Source organism: Enhygromyxa salina, from assembly GCF_002994635.1.
Classification (GTDB): Bacteria; Myxococcota_A; Polyangia; order Nannocystales; family Nannocystaceae; genus Plesiocystis; species Plesiocystis salina_B.
This window is the reverse complement of record NZ_PVNL01000100.1, coordinates 116,386-133,148: the sequence shown is the minus strand read 5'-3', so window position 1 is coordinate 133,148 and position 16,763 is coordinate 116,386. Positions and strand designations below refer to the sequence as shown.

The 16,763-nt window shown below is 68.5% G+C and carries 11 protein-coding genes; 8 read left to right on the top strand and 3 right to left on the bottom strand.

Going from position 1 to position 16,763, the window contains the following annotated elements; translation table 11 throughout:
* Window positions 1-3: 3 nt before the first annotated feature.
* Window positions 4-5,241, bottom strand: coding sequence for an RHS repeat-associated core domain-containing protein (locus tag ENSA7_RS24870; RefSeq protein ID WP_280524034.1), 5,238 nt, complete (start codon window positions 5,239-5,241; stop codon window positions 4-6).
* On the opposite strand from ENSA7_RS24870, the gene ENSA7_RS44125 reads away from it, so the two are divergent.
* Both ENSA7_RS44125 and ENSA7_RS24865 read left to right on the top strand, forming a co-directional pair.
* Window positions 5,174-5,407, top strand: a complete 234-nt coding sequence (locus ENSA7_RS44125) for a hypothetical protein (protein ID WP_181234072.1) — start codon at window positions 5,174-5,176, stop codon at window positions 5,405-5,407. The genes ENSA7_RS24870 and ENSA7_RS44125 overlap by 68 nt on opposite strands.
* Window positions 5,408-5,759: 352 nt before the next feature.
* Window positions 5,760-6,887: a DUF1295 domain-containing protein gene (locus tag ENSA7_RS24865; protein ID WP_106091829.1), complete on the top strand. Its 1,128-nt coding sequence runs from the start codon at window positions 5,760-5,762 to the stop codon at window positions 6,885-6,887.
* On the opposite strand, the gene ENSA7_RS24860 is transcribed toward ENSA7_RS24865, so the two are convergent.
* Window positions 6,868-7,599 carry a ferritin-like domain-containing protein gene (locus ENSA7_RS24860; protein ID WP_106091828.1) on the bottom strand — a complete coding sequence of 244 codons (732 nt, stop codon included), beginning with the start codon at window positions 7,597-7,599 and terminating at the stop codon, window positions 6,868-6,870. The two genes, ENSA7_RS24865 and ENSA7_RS24860, sit on opposite strands and share 20 nt — an antisense overlap.
* A 310-nt stretch (window positions 7,600-7,909) precedes the next feature.
* Between ENSA7_RS24860 and ENSA7_RS24855 the strand changes: the two genes are divergently transcribed.
* The 6 genes from ENSA7_RS24855 (at window position 7,910) to ENSA7_RS24830 (ending at window position 15,934) form a co-directional block, all read left to right on the top strand.
* Window positions 7,910-9,607, top strand: a complete 1,698-nt coding sequence (locus ENSA7_RS24855) for a B12-binding domain-containing radical SAM protein (protein WP_181234071.1) — start codon at window positions 7,910-7,912, stop codon at window positions 9,605-9,607.
* Entirely contained in the window at window positions 9,595-10,380 is a 786-nt protein-coding gene (locus ENSA7_RS24850; RefSeq protein WP_106091826.1) for a phytanoyl-CoA dioxygenase family protein, read from the top strand. The genes ENSA7_RS24855 and ENSA7_RS24850 overlap by 13 nt, the downstream gene beginning before the upstream one ends.
* The gene (locus ENSA7_RS24845) at window positions 10,373-11,167 is read left to right on the top strand and encodes a phytanoyl-CoA dioxygenase family protein (protein WP_106091825.1); all 795 of its coding nucleotides are present in this window, start codon (window positions 10,373-10,375) and stop codon (window positions 11,165-11,167) included. Before ENSA7_RS24850 ends, ENSA7_RS24845 begins: the two co-directional genes overlap by 8 nt.
* Window positions 11,164-12,900, top strand: a complete 1,737-nt coding sequence (locus tag ENSA7_RS24840; protein ID WP_106091824.1) for a B12-binding domain-containing radical SAM protein — start codon at window positions 11,164-11,166, stop codon at window positions 12,898-12,900. Before ENSA7_RS24845 ends, ENSA7_RS24840 begins: the two co-directional genes overlap by 4 nt.
* Before the next feature lie 80 nt (window positions 12,901-12,980).
* Window positions 12,981-13,757, top strand: a complete 777-nt coding sequence (locus ENSA7_RS24835) for a phytanoyl-CoA dioxygenase family protein (RefSeq protein WP_106091823.1) — start codon at window positions 12,981-12,983, stop codon at window positions 13,755-13,757.
* A gap of 80 nt (window positions 13,758-13,837) precedes the next feature.
* Window positions 13,838-15,934 carry a methyl-accepting chemotaxis protein gene (locus ENSA7_RS24830; RefSeq protein ID WP_106091822.1) on the top strand — a complete coding sequence of 699 codons (2,097 nt, stop codon included), beginning with the start codon at window positions 13,838-13,840 and terminating at the stop codon, window positions 15,932-15,934.
* On the opposite strand, the gene ENSA7_RS24825 is transcribed toward ENSA7_RS24830, so the two are convergent.
* Window positions 15,842-16,750, bottom strand: coding sequence for a sulfite exporter TauE/SafE family protein (locus ENSA7_RS24825; protein WP_181234070.1), 909 nt, complete (start codon window positions 16,748-16,750; stop codon window positions 15,842-15,844). The genes ENSA7_RS24830 and ENSA7_RS24825 overlap by 93 nt on opposite strands.
* Window positions 16,751-16,763 lie beyond the last annotated feature (13 nt).

Sequence of the window (16,763 nt, the reverse complement as noted above, 5' to 3'; positions counted from 1 at the left end):
ATGTCATCGGGACGCTCCGTAGTGTTCGTAGTTGGCGGCGTTCCAGCTCGCTCGAACGGGTTTCCTGGAGGCGAGCTCTTGAACCTCGTCATGGAGGCTCACTTTTGAGCCGTTGAGCCGCTTGTCTCCGATTGCATTGATGTTGTGAGAGACCTCGTGCAGGATTGTCCCACCGTTGAAGATCTTGCTATCGTACCGCGGTGTGCCATTCGAGCGAAACATTCCCCGCCTGCCGTTCTTGCACACGCGAATCCACGCATGCCAAGACGAGTGCGTCCAGGCGGACGAGTCCGTGAATCCACAGAACTCACCCGTGCTGCGGCACTTGAAGGTGATCACGTTCTTCGAGCAACGACGAACGATCTTGCGATAGTTCCACTTGATTCGGTGAAACCGGGTGTTGTCGTAGTTCCCCCACCACAGCCGGCCATCGTTCTTGTTCTTGTTCCAGTCTGTCTTGCGACGCTTGCGCTTGCGCTCCGCCTGTCCGTCAAACCAGCTCCGCGCTCGCCGGGCTTGGCGCTCGGCCTCGCCGAGCCACTGCTCGATGTCGTACCTGGCGCCGTCGTGGCAATTCTTGATGTGCGGCTTCTTCCACTCGCCGGTCGGATCCGTCGCGCTGCCGGGGGTGTTGGTCACGTAGGTGTAGCCGTTGCCCAGGTTCTCCTCGTCAGCCCAGATCCCAAGGCTGTCGCGGGTGATGAAGCGGCCGGCGACGGGGTCCAGGTGGCGCGTACGCAGATCATACAGGCCGATGCTCTGCAACCACCGTCGGCCCGCGAACAGATAGGGATTCCCGCTGAGCGAACTCGCCGCGGGTGAGCCGGCCACGAAGAAGCTTGGCTCGCCGAAGTCCTGGTAGCTGTAGCGCTCGACCAGCAACGGCCCGTCCGAGGGCTTGTGACCGAGCGCGGTCGTCGAGCCGGTCTCGTCGTCGAAGAACCACCACGAGTCTTTTCGGATCATTTGTAGTCGGCTGTCGAGCCCGTCGCCGTAGAGGTACGTGGCGCTCGGTGTCCAGTCCGCGGTCGTGTATTCCTCGATCACGTTCCAACCGTCATAGACGTATTGCTCCGTGACGCTCGAGGCTCCGTGGGTAGACGTCGCCCGGATCTTGCGACCCAGCGCGTCGTAGGCAAATTCGATCGCAACCTCGTCGGGAGCACCAGGGCTGATCACGACATGGACGAGCCGCCCGTGGTGGTCGTACTCGAACTCGCGATCGGACCCGTCGCTGGCCGTCGCGCTGGTATCGACCAGGTGGCCGGCGGGGTCGTGCGACCAGGCCTCGCACGGAGTCAGGGTGTACTGGTTGAGCACCGCGTCTACGCCGACCTGCGTGTAGGAACCGGGGCACTTGCTTCCGCTCGTGCTGGTTCGGTTGCCAGCGCCGTCAAACATGTAGTCCACCGAGCGATCGCCCGCAACACTACCGCTGACGTCGCTGCCCACCATGCGGCCAAGCGAGTCGTGCGTGATCGTCCAACGCCCGCCCAGGTTACCGAGTGTCAGATCCTGCTCGGATTGCTTGTTGTTCGCGTCGTCGAAGCCGTAGATGCGTTGGTCGACTACGTCAGTGACCACATCACCAACGAACTCGACGTGTTGGCTGCCCACCATGCGGCGGGCGGGGTCGTAGCTGTAGTCGCTCCGGGTGCTGGGTTCGAGGTAGGTCCGGCGCAGCACGCTTGGGCCAAGGTACTCGAGCTGCACGAGCTCGGAGCCGCCCTCGCTGATCGTTCGAGTGCGAGCGAGGCGGTCGAAGCTGCGGTCGATCACTCGCCCCGCGGGATAGGTGGTCGTCGTGGGGTTGCCGAGCGCATCGCGGACGTAGCCGAGCTCACGCGCGGGTCCGCTCAGATAGGTCTGAGTCTCTGCCAGTATGGCCCCCAGCGAGTCGTGACGCCGCGCGACATGGCTGTCATCGTCGTCCGCGCCGACGAGCAGGGAGCGACCGTCGAAGGTGTAACGCTCGAAGGTGGTGTCGGCGCTCACGCCATGTCCGGGTGTGATCGCCACGCTGACGCGGCGATCGAGTCGATCGTAGCCGAAGACCAAGGACGTACCGCTCGGGTCCACGAACTCGACGATATTGCCATGATCATCATAGGTAAATACATTGAACCGGCCGTCGGCGTACGTTTCGCGCGTCACCCGATTCAGCGAGTCGTATTGATACTCCGTGAGGTTGCCGCCAGGATCCTCCCGGGCGATCAATCGATCGCTGGCGTCCCAAAATTGTCGTGTGACGGCGACGCTGACCACGCTGCCGGCCCCGGTCCCGTCGTCCGTCAGCTGGTACGCCGACTCGGTCAGGCGTCCGGTGCCGTCGTAGCTGTAGGTCGTACGGTTCTGGCGTGGGGCGACCGTCTCCGCGAGGCGACCGAGGGAGTCGTAGCAGCTGTGGGTCGTGCTGCCGATCGGGTCCGTGGTCTGGACCAGGTTGTCCTGCTCGTCGTAGGCATACGTCCAAACACCGACCAAAGCAGCGCCTGCCATCGTCGGGGCGTCGGTCAGCTCGCGCTCACTGACGTTGCCGTTGTCGTCGTACGCGAGCTCCACGGCGTTCCCTTCGGCATCGACAGTACGCCACGGTCGGCCGACGGCGTCGAAATCGTGGGTGGTCTGGCCGCCGCTGTCGTCGGTCTCGAGGATCACCCGCGACTCGCCATCATACGCAAGGGTGGTGACCGATGCGCCGTCTCCGATCTGGGTTTGGGTCATCGGGTCAAAGTGATCCCGCGTCGTCACGACGGGCCGGTTCATCGTGTCGTAGCTGACGGTCGTCCGCCGCGAGAGGAGGTTGCCCGACGCACCGGGTAGATCGACGAGCTCCCCCTCGAACCGTTCTTCGACTCGGTTGCCGGCCGGATCGTACCGGTACGTCGTCTGGTTGCCCATCGTGTCTTGGATCGAAACGAGTCGATCGGCACAATCGTAGACATAGTTGGTCACGCGCGTCGGGCCCTCGAGCACGCGCCGCTCGTTGCCGTTGGCGTCATAGTCGTGCTGGGTGGTCTGCGCGAGCGGTGAGCCCTGTCCGCGGATCTCCTGATACAGCAGGCCACGCTCGTCGTAGACTGAGCTCACCGTGTTGAAGGGATCCGTCTGTGACACGGCCTCCCCAAGCTGTTGTGTGGTTAGCTCGCGATTGGCGTCGTAGCTGAGCAAATTGACGATCGCCTGGCCCTCGTCGAGCTCCGCGCTGGTGAGCGTCAGCTCGTTGAGGATGTCGTACTCGAAAAACGTCGAGATCACGGCATTGGCCTGAGGGTTGCCTTCGCAGTCGAGCGCCTCCTCGTCGACGCGCACCAAGTTCATGTTGGCGTCGTAGATGCGATCGGTGTAGGCCCGCGTCGGGGTCCCGCCACCGCAGGTCGCCGAGCAGGTGGTCAGCGGGCTCAGTTCGCGAACCAACTCGTCGTGGGAGTTGTAGCTGTAGAGCTTGTCGTTGCCGGCCGGATCGATGCGTCGGACTTCATTGCAGGCTGCGTCGAACTCCGTCGTCGTTGTCAGCGCGAGACCTTGGGGATCCTCGATCTCGCTGCGGAGACGGCCCTCATGTTCATACGTGAAGGCCAGCTCGCGGCGGGCGCCATGCTGATCTTTTGGGAATCGGTGACGCGTCAACTGTCCGAGCACGTTGTATTGCATGTCCTCGCGGGTGTCTGGCTCTGGGTAGATGATCGATATCCGGTTGCCCCTGCCGTCATGGCTGGTCTGTGTCACGTTGCCCCGGGGATCGGTGGCGCGGGCCACGAACTCCTGCTGATCGTGTTCGTTGCCCAGTCCCGGCACGTATTCGAAGTACTCGCTGATCTTTGGTGCGCCGCTGTCGCAAGCTTGGATGTCTAGGCCTAGGTGACGCTCGCGCAGGTTTCCGCGGACCCGCGGCGACGCGGCGGCGTTTAGATCTCCCTCGTACACCGAGACAGTCGCGTTGCCGCGCGGGTGGGTCACGCGGATGACGTGACCATCCACATTGTACGCGAAGCGCGTCTCGAAGAACTCGGGGTCGTCGCCGCGCAGCTTGTCCCCCGGCGGGTTGAACCCGTCGCTGGACGGCAGGTCCGGGCTGGCGAACCCGGTGTATTCGCGGCGCAGCACCAGGTGGTTGCCGCCGTCGAAGAAGTGGGAGCTGACCCGGCCGACCCGATCGTTGACCCAGGCCATCGTGATCGCGAAGTTGTTGGTGGCTGAGGGCTCGACGCTGGCGTAGATCATGCTGATGCGATCATTCGAGTTGCCCCATGCCTGCGTGAGGAGTCGATCAAAGTTGAAGTCTCCGGGGTCCTGGGTGTCGGAGTAGGTGTTGCGCAGATAGATCTGACCCAGGCTGTCTTCGATCGTCAGGAGATTGCCGTCGAGCTCCGTGTGTCCGGTGCCGGTCGCGTAGGTGTAGGTCGTGCTCGTTCCATCTGGGAAGTCGTTGCCGGTGACGGTGCCGACGATCGGCGGGAGCGTGACGCGGCGAAGGTCATGCGGGTTGCCGCCGGGGTCATCGGCCGCGTAGCGGTCATAGTGAATCGTCCGCGAGGTGTCGGGGCCGAGCTGCGCGGTGACCTTGGTGATATGATCGGTCGCGTCGTACTCGAAGTCGAGGGACTGCCCGACAGCGTTGACGACCTGCTCGAGTCGGTCATTGTCGTCATACTCGAGCTCGACGATGTTGTGGTTGCGATCCGTAATTCGCCGCAGCTTGCGCGTGCCCACCCGAGCCGAGTCTTGCGCGGCGTTGAACGTCCACGTGCCGCCGTCCGCGAAGGTCAGCACAAAGCGGCCATCGTCATCGAACGTGCCGACCCGATGATAGCCAGGCGCGGTCCACTGGTGGCTCGAGTCGAGCGAGAATTCGGCGGGACGTGCGTCGCCATCGTAGATCATGATCGGCTGACTTGGACCCGCGCCGAGCTCGATATAGATGTTGTAGCTGTGGTCCCAATTATTGCCGAGCGGCGTCTCCCCAGGGTGGCGACTCACGCGCGACCGATAGCGACGGGCCCACACGAGGTCGAGCCCCACGGTGCAGCTTTGAACCCGCAGGTCGACGACCCGTTCGTGGAATTCGCCTGAAAACAGGTAGGCAGCCTGCTCCCGCGGACAGGCGCCCTCGGGGCAGTCAGTGAAGGCTCGCGGCTCGCCAGGGGCGTGCCCAGGCGGCTCGAGTCGGTGTATGTCCAAGGTGCTGCGCGGCTGCGATTCGGGAACAACCGGCCGCTCTACACAGGCACTCGGGAGCACGCTACACGCCGCCGTGACGACAAAGAGGAGCTTCCGCGCGGCCGACATCGCCATGCGAATCTATCACGCGTGCATCCTCGAAAACTGGAAACACAGCCAAGCCCGCCCGGCAACTTTCACGTCACGTATGGTTGACGGCGATCGATCTGCCGCTGGAATGACGTGACTCGAGTTGGACACCAGGGTTGCGAGTCCAGTCGATGCCGTCACCCCATTCGGCGCCGAGTCCGGCTCACGCGACCGATCCGCGGATGTCGTTTGGCCTGACGTGGTTCCCGAGGTGCGGTCGAAGATGAGGATGGTCTGGCCCGCGTGCTCCGATGGCGCCGCCACGTCGCCGTGACGATCGCATGGGTGGAGCGGGGACGGGCGCTGGGTTGACGCGAGCGTCGTCCCGCGCAGGGCCTCCAGTCGCCCGTCCGCGTCATCGCGTGGGTTCCGCTGTCTGGAGTCGCTCCGACACCTGATCTCCTGGCTCGACGAACGGCTCCCGCCGTGAGACACGAGGGCTCACGCCCATGCTCGACGATCTCAGTCTCGACTCGTGCTTCGATGTCGCCGGCCTGCTGGCCCCGGCGCTGATCTACACCGCGATCCTGGCGCTGCACCTGCTGCTCCCCGCCCGCGTGGTCGACGGCTACGTCCGCGATCCCGACACGGGTGAGCCGCTGCGCTATAGGCTCAACGGCCTGGGCGTGCTGTTCGTCGCCGTGCTCGGGTGGGTGGTGCTCGGCTGGATCGGGTGGCTGCCGTTCGACTGGCTCTACCATCACCGCTGGTCGGGACTGATCGGTGCGTTCGGGCTCGGGGTCGGCTTCACGCTGTGGATCGTCCTGACCGCGCCGCCGGCCGAGCACGCCGAGCCGTCCGCGAAGTCGCTGGCCGCCGATCTGTTCTTGGGTCGGCGCGAGAACCCGCAGTTTCTCGGCGGCCGCGTCGACGCCAAGATGCTCCTGTACTTGGTCGGCGCGGTCATGCTCGAGCTCAACATCCTGAGCTTCGCGGCCCATCACTACATGGTCTACCCGGGCGATCCCTCGCCCGGCGTGGCCCTGCACCTGGCGCTGCTGAGCTTCTTCGTGTGTGACTATCTGTGGTTCGAGCGGGTCCACCTCTACACGTATGATCTGTTCGCCGAGCGGGTCGGCTTCAAGCTGGGCTGGGGCTGCCTGTGCTTCTATCCGTACTTCTATGGGATCGGGCTGTGGGCGCTGGCCGATCGGGGCAACCCCCACGTCAGCCCGGTCCTGAGCGTGGTCGCGGCGCTGGTGTTCTTCGCGGGCTGGGCGCTGGCGCGCGGGGCCAACCTGCAAAAGTTCACCTACAAGACCGATCCCGAGCGGGTGTTCCTGGGCGTGCTGGCGCCGCATGTCCTCACCGATGGCGCCCGCTCGCTGCTGTGCGGCGGGTTCTGGGGGGTCGCGCGCCACGTCAATTATCTCGGCGAGATCCTGATGGCGACCGGGCTGGCGCTGGCGCTGGGCTGGCTCGGCAGCCCGTGGCCGTGGCTGTACCCGCTCTACTACGTGGCCCTGCTGGTGCCGCGCGAGCGCGACGATGACCGCCGCTGCGCGGCCAAGTACGGCGAGCTGTGGACACGCTACTGCGAGCGGGTGCCGTACCGGATCATCCCGGGCGTGTATTGAGCTGATCGAGCCAGGCCTGGGCCGCGCTGGTGTCGACGCCGCTGTGGGCCAGGCCGGGGAACACGACCTCGGTCAGGCACTGCACGAAGATCTCGCGGCGGTTGGCCCGGGGCAGGCCGCCGAGCCCGTCGAGCTGGTCGCCCGCGCCCGGACCGTCGGCGAACAGCTCGGGGGTGTCCAGGGTCCCGCGGAGCATCGCGGGGAGCCGTGAGCCGAGCCAGGCCAGGCTCGGGCCGCGCCTGGCCTCGTGGGCCAGGTGGAGCCAGCCCAGGCGCGCGTGCTGAACCTCGTCGCGGACGATCTCGTGGACCACGGCGCGCACCCGAGGATCCTCGCAGCGGGTCTGGATCTCCAGCAGCAACGCGGTGCTCAGCGACTCGGTCACGCACGACATGCTCACGACCTCGTAGAGCATGCGCTCGCGCGGCTCGGTGAGATCGCAGCGCAGCGGCTTGGCCGGCTGCTCGCGCGCGCCCGAGGGCTCGCCCCCGAAGTACGCGACGAGCTCGTCGCAGCGGACCTGGTGGCGGCGCTCGTCGACCGCGGCGGACTGGGCCAGCTCGATCACCTGCGCGGGCGCGTCGAGCTTGGCGAGCTCGTCGGCGAAGCGTGAGAAGCGCGCAGCGGCCTCGAGCTCGGCGTGGGCACGCATGGTCCACAGCTGCGCGGCGTGGCGCCGCCGGGTGGGCTCGAGCGAGGGGTCGACCGGCATGTCCCGAGCATGGGGGCGAGCCGGGCGGGACACCATCGATATTATGGATACCCAACCATGAACGAAGACTGTACGATCGAGGGCGGTCGCCCGACCCGGCGCCCGACCCGGGATCAGCCCACGCGAGGCCAGAAACCGCGGTGCAATGCCTCGCGCCGCCTCGCCTGGCCACGCCGAAACATGCGTACGCCCGGTGCAACTGGGTCGCGGCGCCTCGCCCTCGGCGGAAATTCCGGTGCGAGGCGACACGATGCATTGCACCATGAGGTCCCGACGACGCCGCGTTGGATAGTTGCTATCGTTTGCGCGCGTGGAACGTCGAATCGTACTGGTTGCGGTAGATGCGCGGTGGCGGGATCCCAACGGGACCTTCTTCTCGTTCTCGTACGGGATCGAGAAGCTCAGAGCGTCGATCGTCAGCGCGCCCGATCTCGCCGACACCCAGATCCTGCTGCTCGATCTCGCCAGCGGTGACGCCGAACAATTCTTCGAGGCGGTGCGCGCGTTTCAACCAACGATGGTCGGGCTCTCGACCTACGTGTGGTCGCTGAACATCTTCGCCGAGCTGACCCGGCGCCTGCGCGAGGACCAGCCCGATCTGGTGATCGTCGCGGGTGGGCCGTCAGCCCGGCGCTCGGTCCTGGATCTGCCGCAGTATCACCCGCTGCGCGATCGGGTCGACGCGGTGATCCCGGGCGAGGGCGAGGCGGTCATTCGTGAGCTGGTGCGCCACCACCAAGCGCCCGACTGGCGCAAGCGCGTGGCCGGGCTGCAGTTCCCGACCCGCGGGTTGTGGCGCAGCAGCGAGGTCGCCGAGCGGCCGGCGATCAACGAGTACCCGTCGCCGTATCAGCTCGACTTGGGGCCGCTGCACAAGACCGGCTACATCGAGACCTTCCGCGGCTGCCCGATCCACTGCGCCTTCTGCCAGTGGGGCGAGCAAAAGTCCGACCGTGTTCACGACGCCGCGTACCTCGAGGCCCACCTCGAGGGTCTGCGCCGGGCCAACGTCCCCAACGTGTTCTTCCTGGACGCGGCGTTCAACCTGAGCCCGCGCGCGTTTCGGGCCCTGGTCGCGGCCGAGGACCAGGTCGGGGTTCTGGCCGGCTCGGTCGTCCACGGCCACCTGTATCCGACCTTCCTCGAGGACCACCACCTCGAGTTCTTCGATCGGATCAAGCAGGTCCAGGCCAGCATCGGGATCCAGAGCTTCGACGTGGACGTGCTCGAGCGCCTCGGTCGGCCGTTCGACGTCGCCCGGTTCGAGAAGGTGCTCCAGCGGATCCGCGGCCGCCTGAACTTCGACATCGAGCTGATCTTCGGGCTGCCCGGCGACAACCCCGAGTCGTTTCGGCGCACGGTCGAGCGCTCGCTCGAGCTCGGTGACACGGTCAAGGCGTTCAAGTGCCTGGTCCTGCCCGACGCGCTGCTCGAGCGCGCCGCGGATCTGTCGATCGAGTACGACCCGGTGACCTTCCAGATCCTCTCGTGCGAGGGCTGGACCGCCGACGATCTCGCGCGCGAGTGGGAGTGGCTCTACGACCTCGCGGCCCAGTGTGATCGGCCGATCCTCAACGACGACTGGGTCGGGTTTGCGATCACCACCCAGACCGGCGAGGTGGCCAGCGGCGCGGAGCCGCGCCGCGAGCGTGGGGCCGAGCCGGCCGAGCCGGTCCCAGCAGTCAGTGTCAGGCCCGAGCACCGCGCCCTGGGTCGGCTGCGCGACGCGATCGCGCAGCAGGCCGTCGGGTGGGGGCTGTCGGCGGTGCGCGGTGAGCCCGGTGGGGTGTTCTTCGATCTGCTTGGTCCGCAGGGCGCGGTCGTGCTCGAGGTCGTGCGTTTCGAGCAGGGCGCGCGCTACTTCGCCGAGCGCGACGGCTTGGCGTACTCTCACCGTGGGCCCGTCGATCGCGTCAGCTCCCCCGGCTTGCGGCAGGTCATCGACGTGGTCCACCCCGAGGCGCTCAACCTCGTGGCCGCGCCCCGACACCGCACGTGGACCACCTAGTACCCAGCGCGAGCACGCAGTCACTGATCGAGCATGGGTTCGCCGTGCTCCCCGGCAGCTACGCAGCCGCCAAGGTCGCGCGGCTCCGCGGCGCGCTCGAGCAGGTCTACCTGCGCCTCCACGAGCCGCCGCTGTGGTCGGACGAGCCGCAGTGGCTCGGCGACGACCTCGAGGTCTCGGGCACGGGCCTGGTCATCCACAAGCTGCTCAAGCTGTGCCCGGATCTGCACCGCGACATGCTCGAGGACGACGCCGTGCAGGTGCTGCGCGGCGCGCTTGGATCCGACATGCGGCTCGAGTTCGCGGGCGCGGTGGTGACCAACCACACCCGGCCGTTCTTCAAGTGGCACAACCACGTCGGCGGCATCGAGGACGAAAAATTTCGGCGGCTCGGGCTGCGCCCGCCGATCGAGACGCCCGAGCGCGTGGCGATGATCGTCTACCTCGATGAGATGGGCCCCGAGACCGGGCAGCTGCTGATCCATCCGCATCGGGTCAGCGGCGCCTCGGGTCCGCCCGCGCCGGTCGAGCAGCCAGACTGGGACGGGCGCTACGAGGTCGTGGGGCCGCCGGGCACCGTGGTCATGCTCGATCAGACGACCTGGCACGCCGCGCTGCCGCGGACCGTCGACCACGAGCTGCGCTTCTTCTTTGGCCTGTGGTTTGCGTCCGCGAGCGCGCCCGCGGCCGAGCGGGTCGACGAGTCGCTGCTGAGCGTCGACACCCGAGATCCGCTGCTGCGATCGCTGCTGCCGGGGGGGCCGCGTGCTTGACCACGCGGCGCAGCTGCGGGCCAGCGGCTACACGCTGCTCGACAGCCTGTTCTCCGTGGCCGACGCCCAGCGGTTCGCCGCGGCGCTGCGGGCCGAGTGGGTTCGGCTCGGCGAGCCTTCGTTGTTCTCGCAGGCCGACGTGGTGGTCGAGCCCGGCGTCCACGTGAGCCCGGTGGGCATGACCTGCATGGGGCTGCTCGACCGGATCCCCGAGACCGCGCAGATCCTCCACGAGCCGCGCTTGCTCGCGCTGCTGACCGAGCTGCTTGGGCCTGGGTTCGAGCTCGAGTTCAGCGCGGGGGTGATCAGCGACGCGACCCGCGGGTTCTTCTTTTGGCATCACCACGTCGGGGGGATCGACGCCGAGGACATGCGCGGCGCCGACTACCCCAGCTTCGATCAGATCGAGCGCCTGGGCTTCACGCTCTACGCCAGCCCGCTCGACGATGAGCATGGGGTCATGCAGGTGTGGCCGCGCGATGTCCTGACCAGCACCGCGCCCCCGCACCCACCCGGGCGCGATCCGTGGCCCGGCGCCGCGCAGGTGCGCGCGCCGATCGGCTCGGTGATCATGTTCGAGCAGGGCACCTGGCACGCCGTCACGCCCATGACCCGCGCCGGCCAGCGCTGCTTCTTCGGGTTCTTCGTGCGCCGGGCTGGGCTCGCGCCGACCAAGCGCCGCGACGAGCGGACCCAGGCGGCGGTCGCCCGCGACGGCGCGCTGCGTCGGATCTATAGTGGCGGGGGTGGCCGGGGCGGCCGGGTACGTGATCGGGGCGCGCCATGAAGGTGCTGTTGCTGTTCTTCACCGATCCCCGGCGGGCGTTCAGCTCGTCGGTCGCGGCGCTGTCGGCCGTCGTGCGCGAGGCGGGGCACGAGCCGATCGCGCTCGAGATCTTTCGCAAATTCCGCATCGACCACGTCGCCGCGTACATCGACGAGCTGCAGCCCGACGTGATCGGGGTGTCGAGCATGACCCGCGACTGGCCGGGCGCGAGCGCGCTGTTGTTGGCGCTGGCGCGTGATCGCAGCGATCAGCCCCGGCCATTCGTGGTGGTCGGGGGCTACCACGCCAGCCTCGCGCCCCACGACGTGGCCGGCTGCGCGGCGGTCGACGCCGTGTGCATCGGGGAGGGCGAGCGACCGCTGCGAGCCCTGCTCGATCGCGTAGCGGCGGGTGAGCGCACGCTGGCGAGCACCCCCGGGCTGTGGGTGCGGCAGGGCGACGGGTGGACGGATCCAGTCCCGCCTGCCGACCCCGTGCCCGACATCGCCAGCTTGCCGCGCTGGGACTACGAGGTGTTCGGCGAGGTCAGCCAGATCATCGACGACGGCATCAACACCTTTGGCCCGCTGGCCGACGGCTTCTTGCCGACCCGCGCGGGCCGGGGCTGCCCGTTCACGTGCGCGTACTGTTCGGCCCCGCGGTGGGGCAAGCTGCAGGACTTCGCTGCCCGCGACAAACGCAACGCCCGCCCGGTCGCGCACCTGTGTGATGAGCTCGCGGACCTGCGCGATCGCTACTCGCCCGAGGGCTTCGAATTTTGGGACGAGCACTTTCCGCTCGACCTCGCGTGGCTGCGCGAGCTGGCCGGCGAGTACCCGCGCCGGGTCGGCCTGCCGTTCAAGGTCGAGATGCACCCGAGCGCGGCCAGCCGCGAGCGGCTCGCGTTGCTGGCCGAGGCCGGCTGCGTGCTGTTTCACTGCGGGATCGAGGCCGGCGACGAGGGCTTTCGCCGCGACGTGCTCAACCGCCGCACGCCCGACGCCAAGCTGCAGCAGGTGTTCGACGACTGCCGAGAGCTCGGGCTCGAGACCAGCGCGTCGCTGATGACCATGCTGCCGGGCGAGACCCGGACCCACACCCGATCGACCACGGATCTGCTGCATCGGCTGCGGCCCGGGTCGTTCATGTGGTCGACCTACCACCCGCTGCCCGGGACCGTGCTCGGTGACGCCGCCGTCGAGCGCTGGCCCAGCCCCGCGCGCGAGACCTTCGACGACTACGACGAGGTCCAGACCCTGACGCCGCCGCTGGTCGACGCGACCGAGCGGTCCGAGACCTTCCTCGAGCTCGGGCAGCTGCAGACCCAGCTGGTTCAGATCGCGGCCAAGCGGATCGACGACAGCGACAGCGCGCTGGTCGGGGACGGGACACCCCGTCGTCGCGCGCGGCCGATCGAGATCCCCATGCCCAAGCGGCCTGCGCCCCGGGGTCTGGCGGCGCTGCTCGGGCTCGCGAGCCCCGACGCCGCGCTCGAGCGGGCGCGGGCCGGCCTGGTGTCGTTCGAGCAGGGCGTGCTGCGGGTCGAGATCGATCATCCCAGCTTCGTCGGGTCGGCGGCGTGGGAGGTGAGGGTCGCTCCGCTCGATGGCTCGCGGCACTTCATCGAGGCCGGCAAGGTGGGGCTGTCGTATCGCGGCCGCGAGGCGCCGACCGAGCTGCTCGACACGATGCGGAGCATGGCGGTCGCGCTGCGTGACGTGGGGATCGAGCAGCTGCGCGACGCGCTGGACTGAGCGTGCGATCGGCGAGCGTCCGACTGCGGGCCGCGCCGCGCGAGCTGGTGGCCGCGCTCGCCCGCTGATAACCTGCAACGGTGAGCACGCGCGACGCTGAGCTCGATGCCCACGTCCACGCGCTGCGCGATCGCGGCTTCACGATCGTCGAGCGCAGCCACAGCCCCGCCACCGTCGCGTCGCTGCGAGCCGCCCTGACCGAGCTGTACCAGCGCTCCGGCGCGCCCACGCCCTACTCGGCCAAGGGCGAGCAGCTGGGCGCGGACGTCCAGCTCGCGCCGACCGGGTTCGTGGTCACGCGCTTGCTCGCGCAGGTCCCCGAGCTCGCCCACGAGCTGTTGTCGCCCGCGGTCGTCGAGGTCGTCCGCCGCTTGCTCGGTCGTGACATGCACCTCGAGCTGACCGGCGCGGTCTTGTGTGACGCCGCGCGGCCGTTCTTCTCGTGGCACAACCATATCGGCGGGATCGACGTCGAGGACTACCGGGCCCGCTCGACTTGGCCGCGCTTCACCGAGTCGCAGCGGGTCATCGCCGTGCTCTACCTGCACGACATCGACGCGCGCGGGGGTGAGCTGCGCGTGTACCCGCGCCGGATCGGCGACCCGACCGAGGCGCCGCACGACGAGATGACCCCCGACTGGCCCGGCCATGAAAAGCTGCACTTCGCAGCCGGCTCGACGGTGATCCTCGAGCAGTGCACCTGGCACGCGGCGATGCCCCGACTCACGCCGGGCCTGCGGATGTTCGTGGGCGCCTACATGACCTCGGCGCGGGCGCCCAAGACCGACGCTAGCGATGATTCACTCGCCGGGTTCACTGGCGGTGGTCCGCTGCTGCAGTCGGTGTTGCGCCGTTAGTTTGCTTGGCGCGAAGTCGAGCGAAGCCGATCGCGTGGCCGCGGACGGCGCGGTGGGTGTAGAGTCGGATCGCGATCGTCATGCGAGACTGGACCACATCCTGGCGGACCCTGGCCTGGTTTCAGCTGATCGAGGCGCCGTTTGTCGTGCTCTTGGCGCTCGGCTGGGCGACGCTGCTCTCGGTCGAGCTGGCGGCCGTCTGGGTCCCCGCGGTGGTGGTCTCGGTGATCCGGTGGTTCACCACGACGACGTACTTGAAGCTCGAGCTCGCGCCGATCGACGGCTGGCGCGACGCGGCGAGCAGCCACGACGACGCGCGCCTGCTCGCCGCTGGCGAGGCGCTGCAGCGGGCACCCACACGATTCATGCGCGTGTTCTCGCTCGCGTGGGTGGCCTCGTTCCTCGTCGCCACGATCTACGTGTGGGTGGGGATGGCCGAGACCGCGCCGATCGGCCGCGGCGAGCTGGTGGCGGTCGGCTTGATGCTCGTCGCGATCCTCAGCGGGGGCTGGTCGTTCGCGTTCTCGGTCACGACCAAGCTGCTCAACCGCGAGCGAGTCGCGGTGTCTCGGGTGCTGACGGAGCGGGGCCTGCGGGTCAGCGCCCCCCGGACGTCTCTGAGCGCGCGGCTGATCTTCTTGATGCTCTGCTACGTCACCGCGGCGGGCTCGCTGATCGCCGTGGTCGGCGTCTCGACCAACGCCGCGTTCAACCGCTACCACGGGGTCGCGGAGCTGGTCCGGCTGGGCTCGGTCGAGGCCGATCGAATCGCAGCCGGGCGCGCACCCGAGCGCGGTCGGATCGTCGACGCCGCTGGGCTCCCACCGGTGCCGGTCAACGCCGCGCTCGACCAGCTCCCCGAGCTTCCCGTCCACCCGATCCACGGCCCGACGCGGGTCAGCCTCGATCGGCGCAGCGCTCGGGCCAGCGTGGCGATCCCGCTCGCCGCCGGGCGCTGGCTGGTCCTCGAAGGACCCCTGACCCGCGACGACGATCACTACGTCCTGATGCTGCTGGTGTTCGGGCTCGTCCTCGCGATCTGGGGCCCGATCACCGCGGTGCTCACGACCGACTCGCTGATCGATCCGCTCCGCCAGATCGAGGCCTCGATGCATCGCCTGGTCGAGGTCGGCGACGTCAGCGAGCTCGAGCCGCTGCCGATCATGCAAGCGGACGAGCTGGGCGCGCTGACCCACTCGTTCAATCGCGTGGTCGACAATCTGCGGGGCCTGTCCTCGGCCGCGCTGGCGGTCGCGCGCGGAGATCTGTCGATCGTCATCGAGCAGCCCGGCGAGCTGCCCGACGCGTTCCGGGGCATGCTCGAGCAGCTCCACCAGATGGTCGTGGAGATCCGCGACACCGCCGTCGAGGTCGCCGCGGCCTCGGCCGAGATCCACGCGGCGGCCCAGGTGCAAGAGGCGGCGGCCGGGGAGACCTCGTCGAACGTCAGCGAGATGAGCGCGACGGTCAGCTCGCTGGCCGAGTCGGCCGAGCGGATCACGATCAAGGCCAACGACGTGCTCGACAACGCCGAGCGAACCCTCGCGACCACCGACGCGATGGTCATCAAGATCAACGACCTCAGCACCCGCGCCGGGGGGGTCGGCGAGCTGCTCGAGGTCATCCGCGACGTCGCCGATCGCAGCGATCTGCTCGCGCTCAACGGCTCGCTGGAGGCGACTCGGGCCGGGGAGGCCGGGCGGGGCTTCGCGCTGGTCGCCGCCGAGATGCGTCGCCTGGCCGAGCGCGTGACCGGGACGGTCGCCGACGTCCGCGGGCAGGTCGCGGGGATCAAGGGCTCGAGCGCGAGCACGGTCATGGCGACCGAAGGCAACCGCAAGCTGGCCAACGACACAGCCAACGCGGCGCGCGAGATCTTCGAGGTCACGCGCAGGCAGAGCGAAGCCACCGGGCAGGTGTCCGAGACCATGCAGACCATGGCGCAGTTCGTGATCACAGCCTCGGCCGCGACCTCGCAGACCCGCGCCGCCGCCGAGGGGCTGCGCCAGCGCGTCGAGGATCTCGATCGGCTGACCCGACAGTTCGAGCTGCGCGACGGTGCGGCGGGCGAGGCCCGGCCCAAGCTACCGGCCCGCTATCGCCTTGGAGATCAGCCAGACCCCGACCGCGACCAACACGATCGCGATCAGCGCGAGGTGTCGCGCCGTCGGCAGTGACTTGGTCCGCTTCGCGCCCAGCCACGCGCCCACGAAGGTCGCGCCGCCGACGGTCGCAAACGCGAGCAGGGAGACCCGCCCGCTGCCGATCGCCCCGAGCGCTCCAGCGACGCCAGTGAAGAAGCCGATCGCCATGTTGGTGCCCGCGGCCTTGGGTGCGCTCACGCCCAGGCGAAGCATCGCGGGCAGTCGCAGGGTCCCGAGCAGCAGGCCGACCACGCCCGAGAGCGCGCCGAGGGCCACACCGATCAAGACCTCGAGCGCGAGCAGCCCGCCGCGTAGTCGCGGTGGTTCGGCGGGGCTGTCGGTCGCGCCGGGTGGTGCGTCGCCCCCTGGCAGGTCCGACTTGGCGGGGCTCGACTTGGCGGGGCTCGGGTCGGCGGGGCTCGACGTGGTCGCGCTCGACCGGTGGATCTTCATGGCCCTGCGGGTCAGCGGCAGCGCCGAGATCAGCAAGGTCGCGCCGATCACCGCCTCGATCCACCACGCCTCGAGCTTCTCGACGCTGCGCGACGACACATACGCCGCGATCGCCGAGGGCACGCCAATGCTCAGCAACAAGCGCAGCTCGACCCGGCCTTCGCGGGCGTGGGCGAACGCGCCAGTGCCCGCGCCGAGCGAGGAGATCGCCAGGTTCGAGGCCGCCGCGGCCGGAGCGGAGCCAAGCGCGACCACCAACAGCGGCAGCCGAAACTGGCCGAGCACGAGCCCGACCATGGCGCCCACGTAGGCCATGATCCCCGAGACCAGCGCGGCGGCGACCAGCCACACCAGCGCGGGGTCGATCGCGGCCGCGCCCGCTTGCGGGCCGAACACAGCGGCGAGAGCG

Coding starts and splice junctions, on each gene's coding strand:
- ENSA7_RS24860 (WP_106091828.1), bottom strand. CDS start 7,599: ATGCCGGTCGACCCCTCGCTCGAGCCCACCCGGCGGCGCCACGCCGCG.
- ENSA7_RS44125 (WP_181234072.1), top strand. CDS start 5,174: ATGTCCAAGGTGCTGCGCGGCTGCGATTCGGGAACAACCGGCCGCTCT.
- ENSA7_RS24865 (WP_106091829.1), top strand. CDS start 5,760: ATGCTCGACGATCTCAGTCTCGACTCGTGCTTCGATGTCGCCGGCCTG.
- ENSA7_RS24840 (WP_106091824.1), top strand. CDS start 11,164: ATGAAGGTGCTGTTGCTGTTCTTCACCGATCCCCGGCGGGCGTTCAGC.
- ENSA7_RS24830 (WP_106091822.1), top strand. CDS start 13,838: ATGCGAGACTGGACCACATCCTGGCGGACCCTGGCCTGGTTTCAGCTG.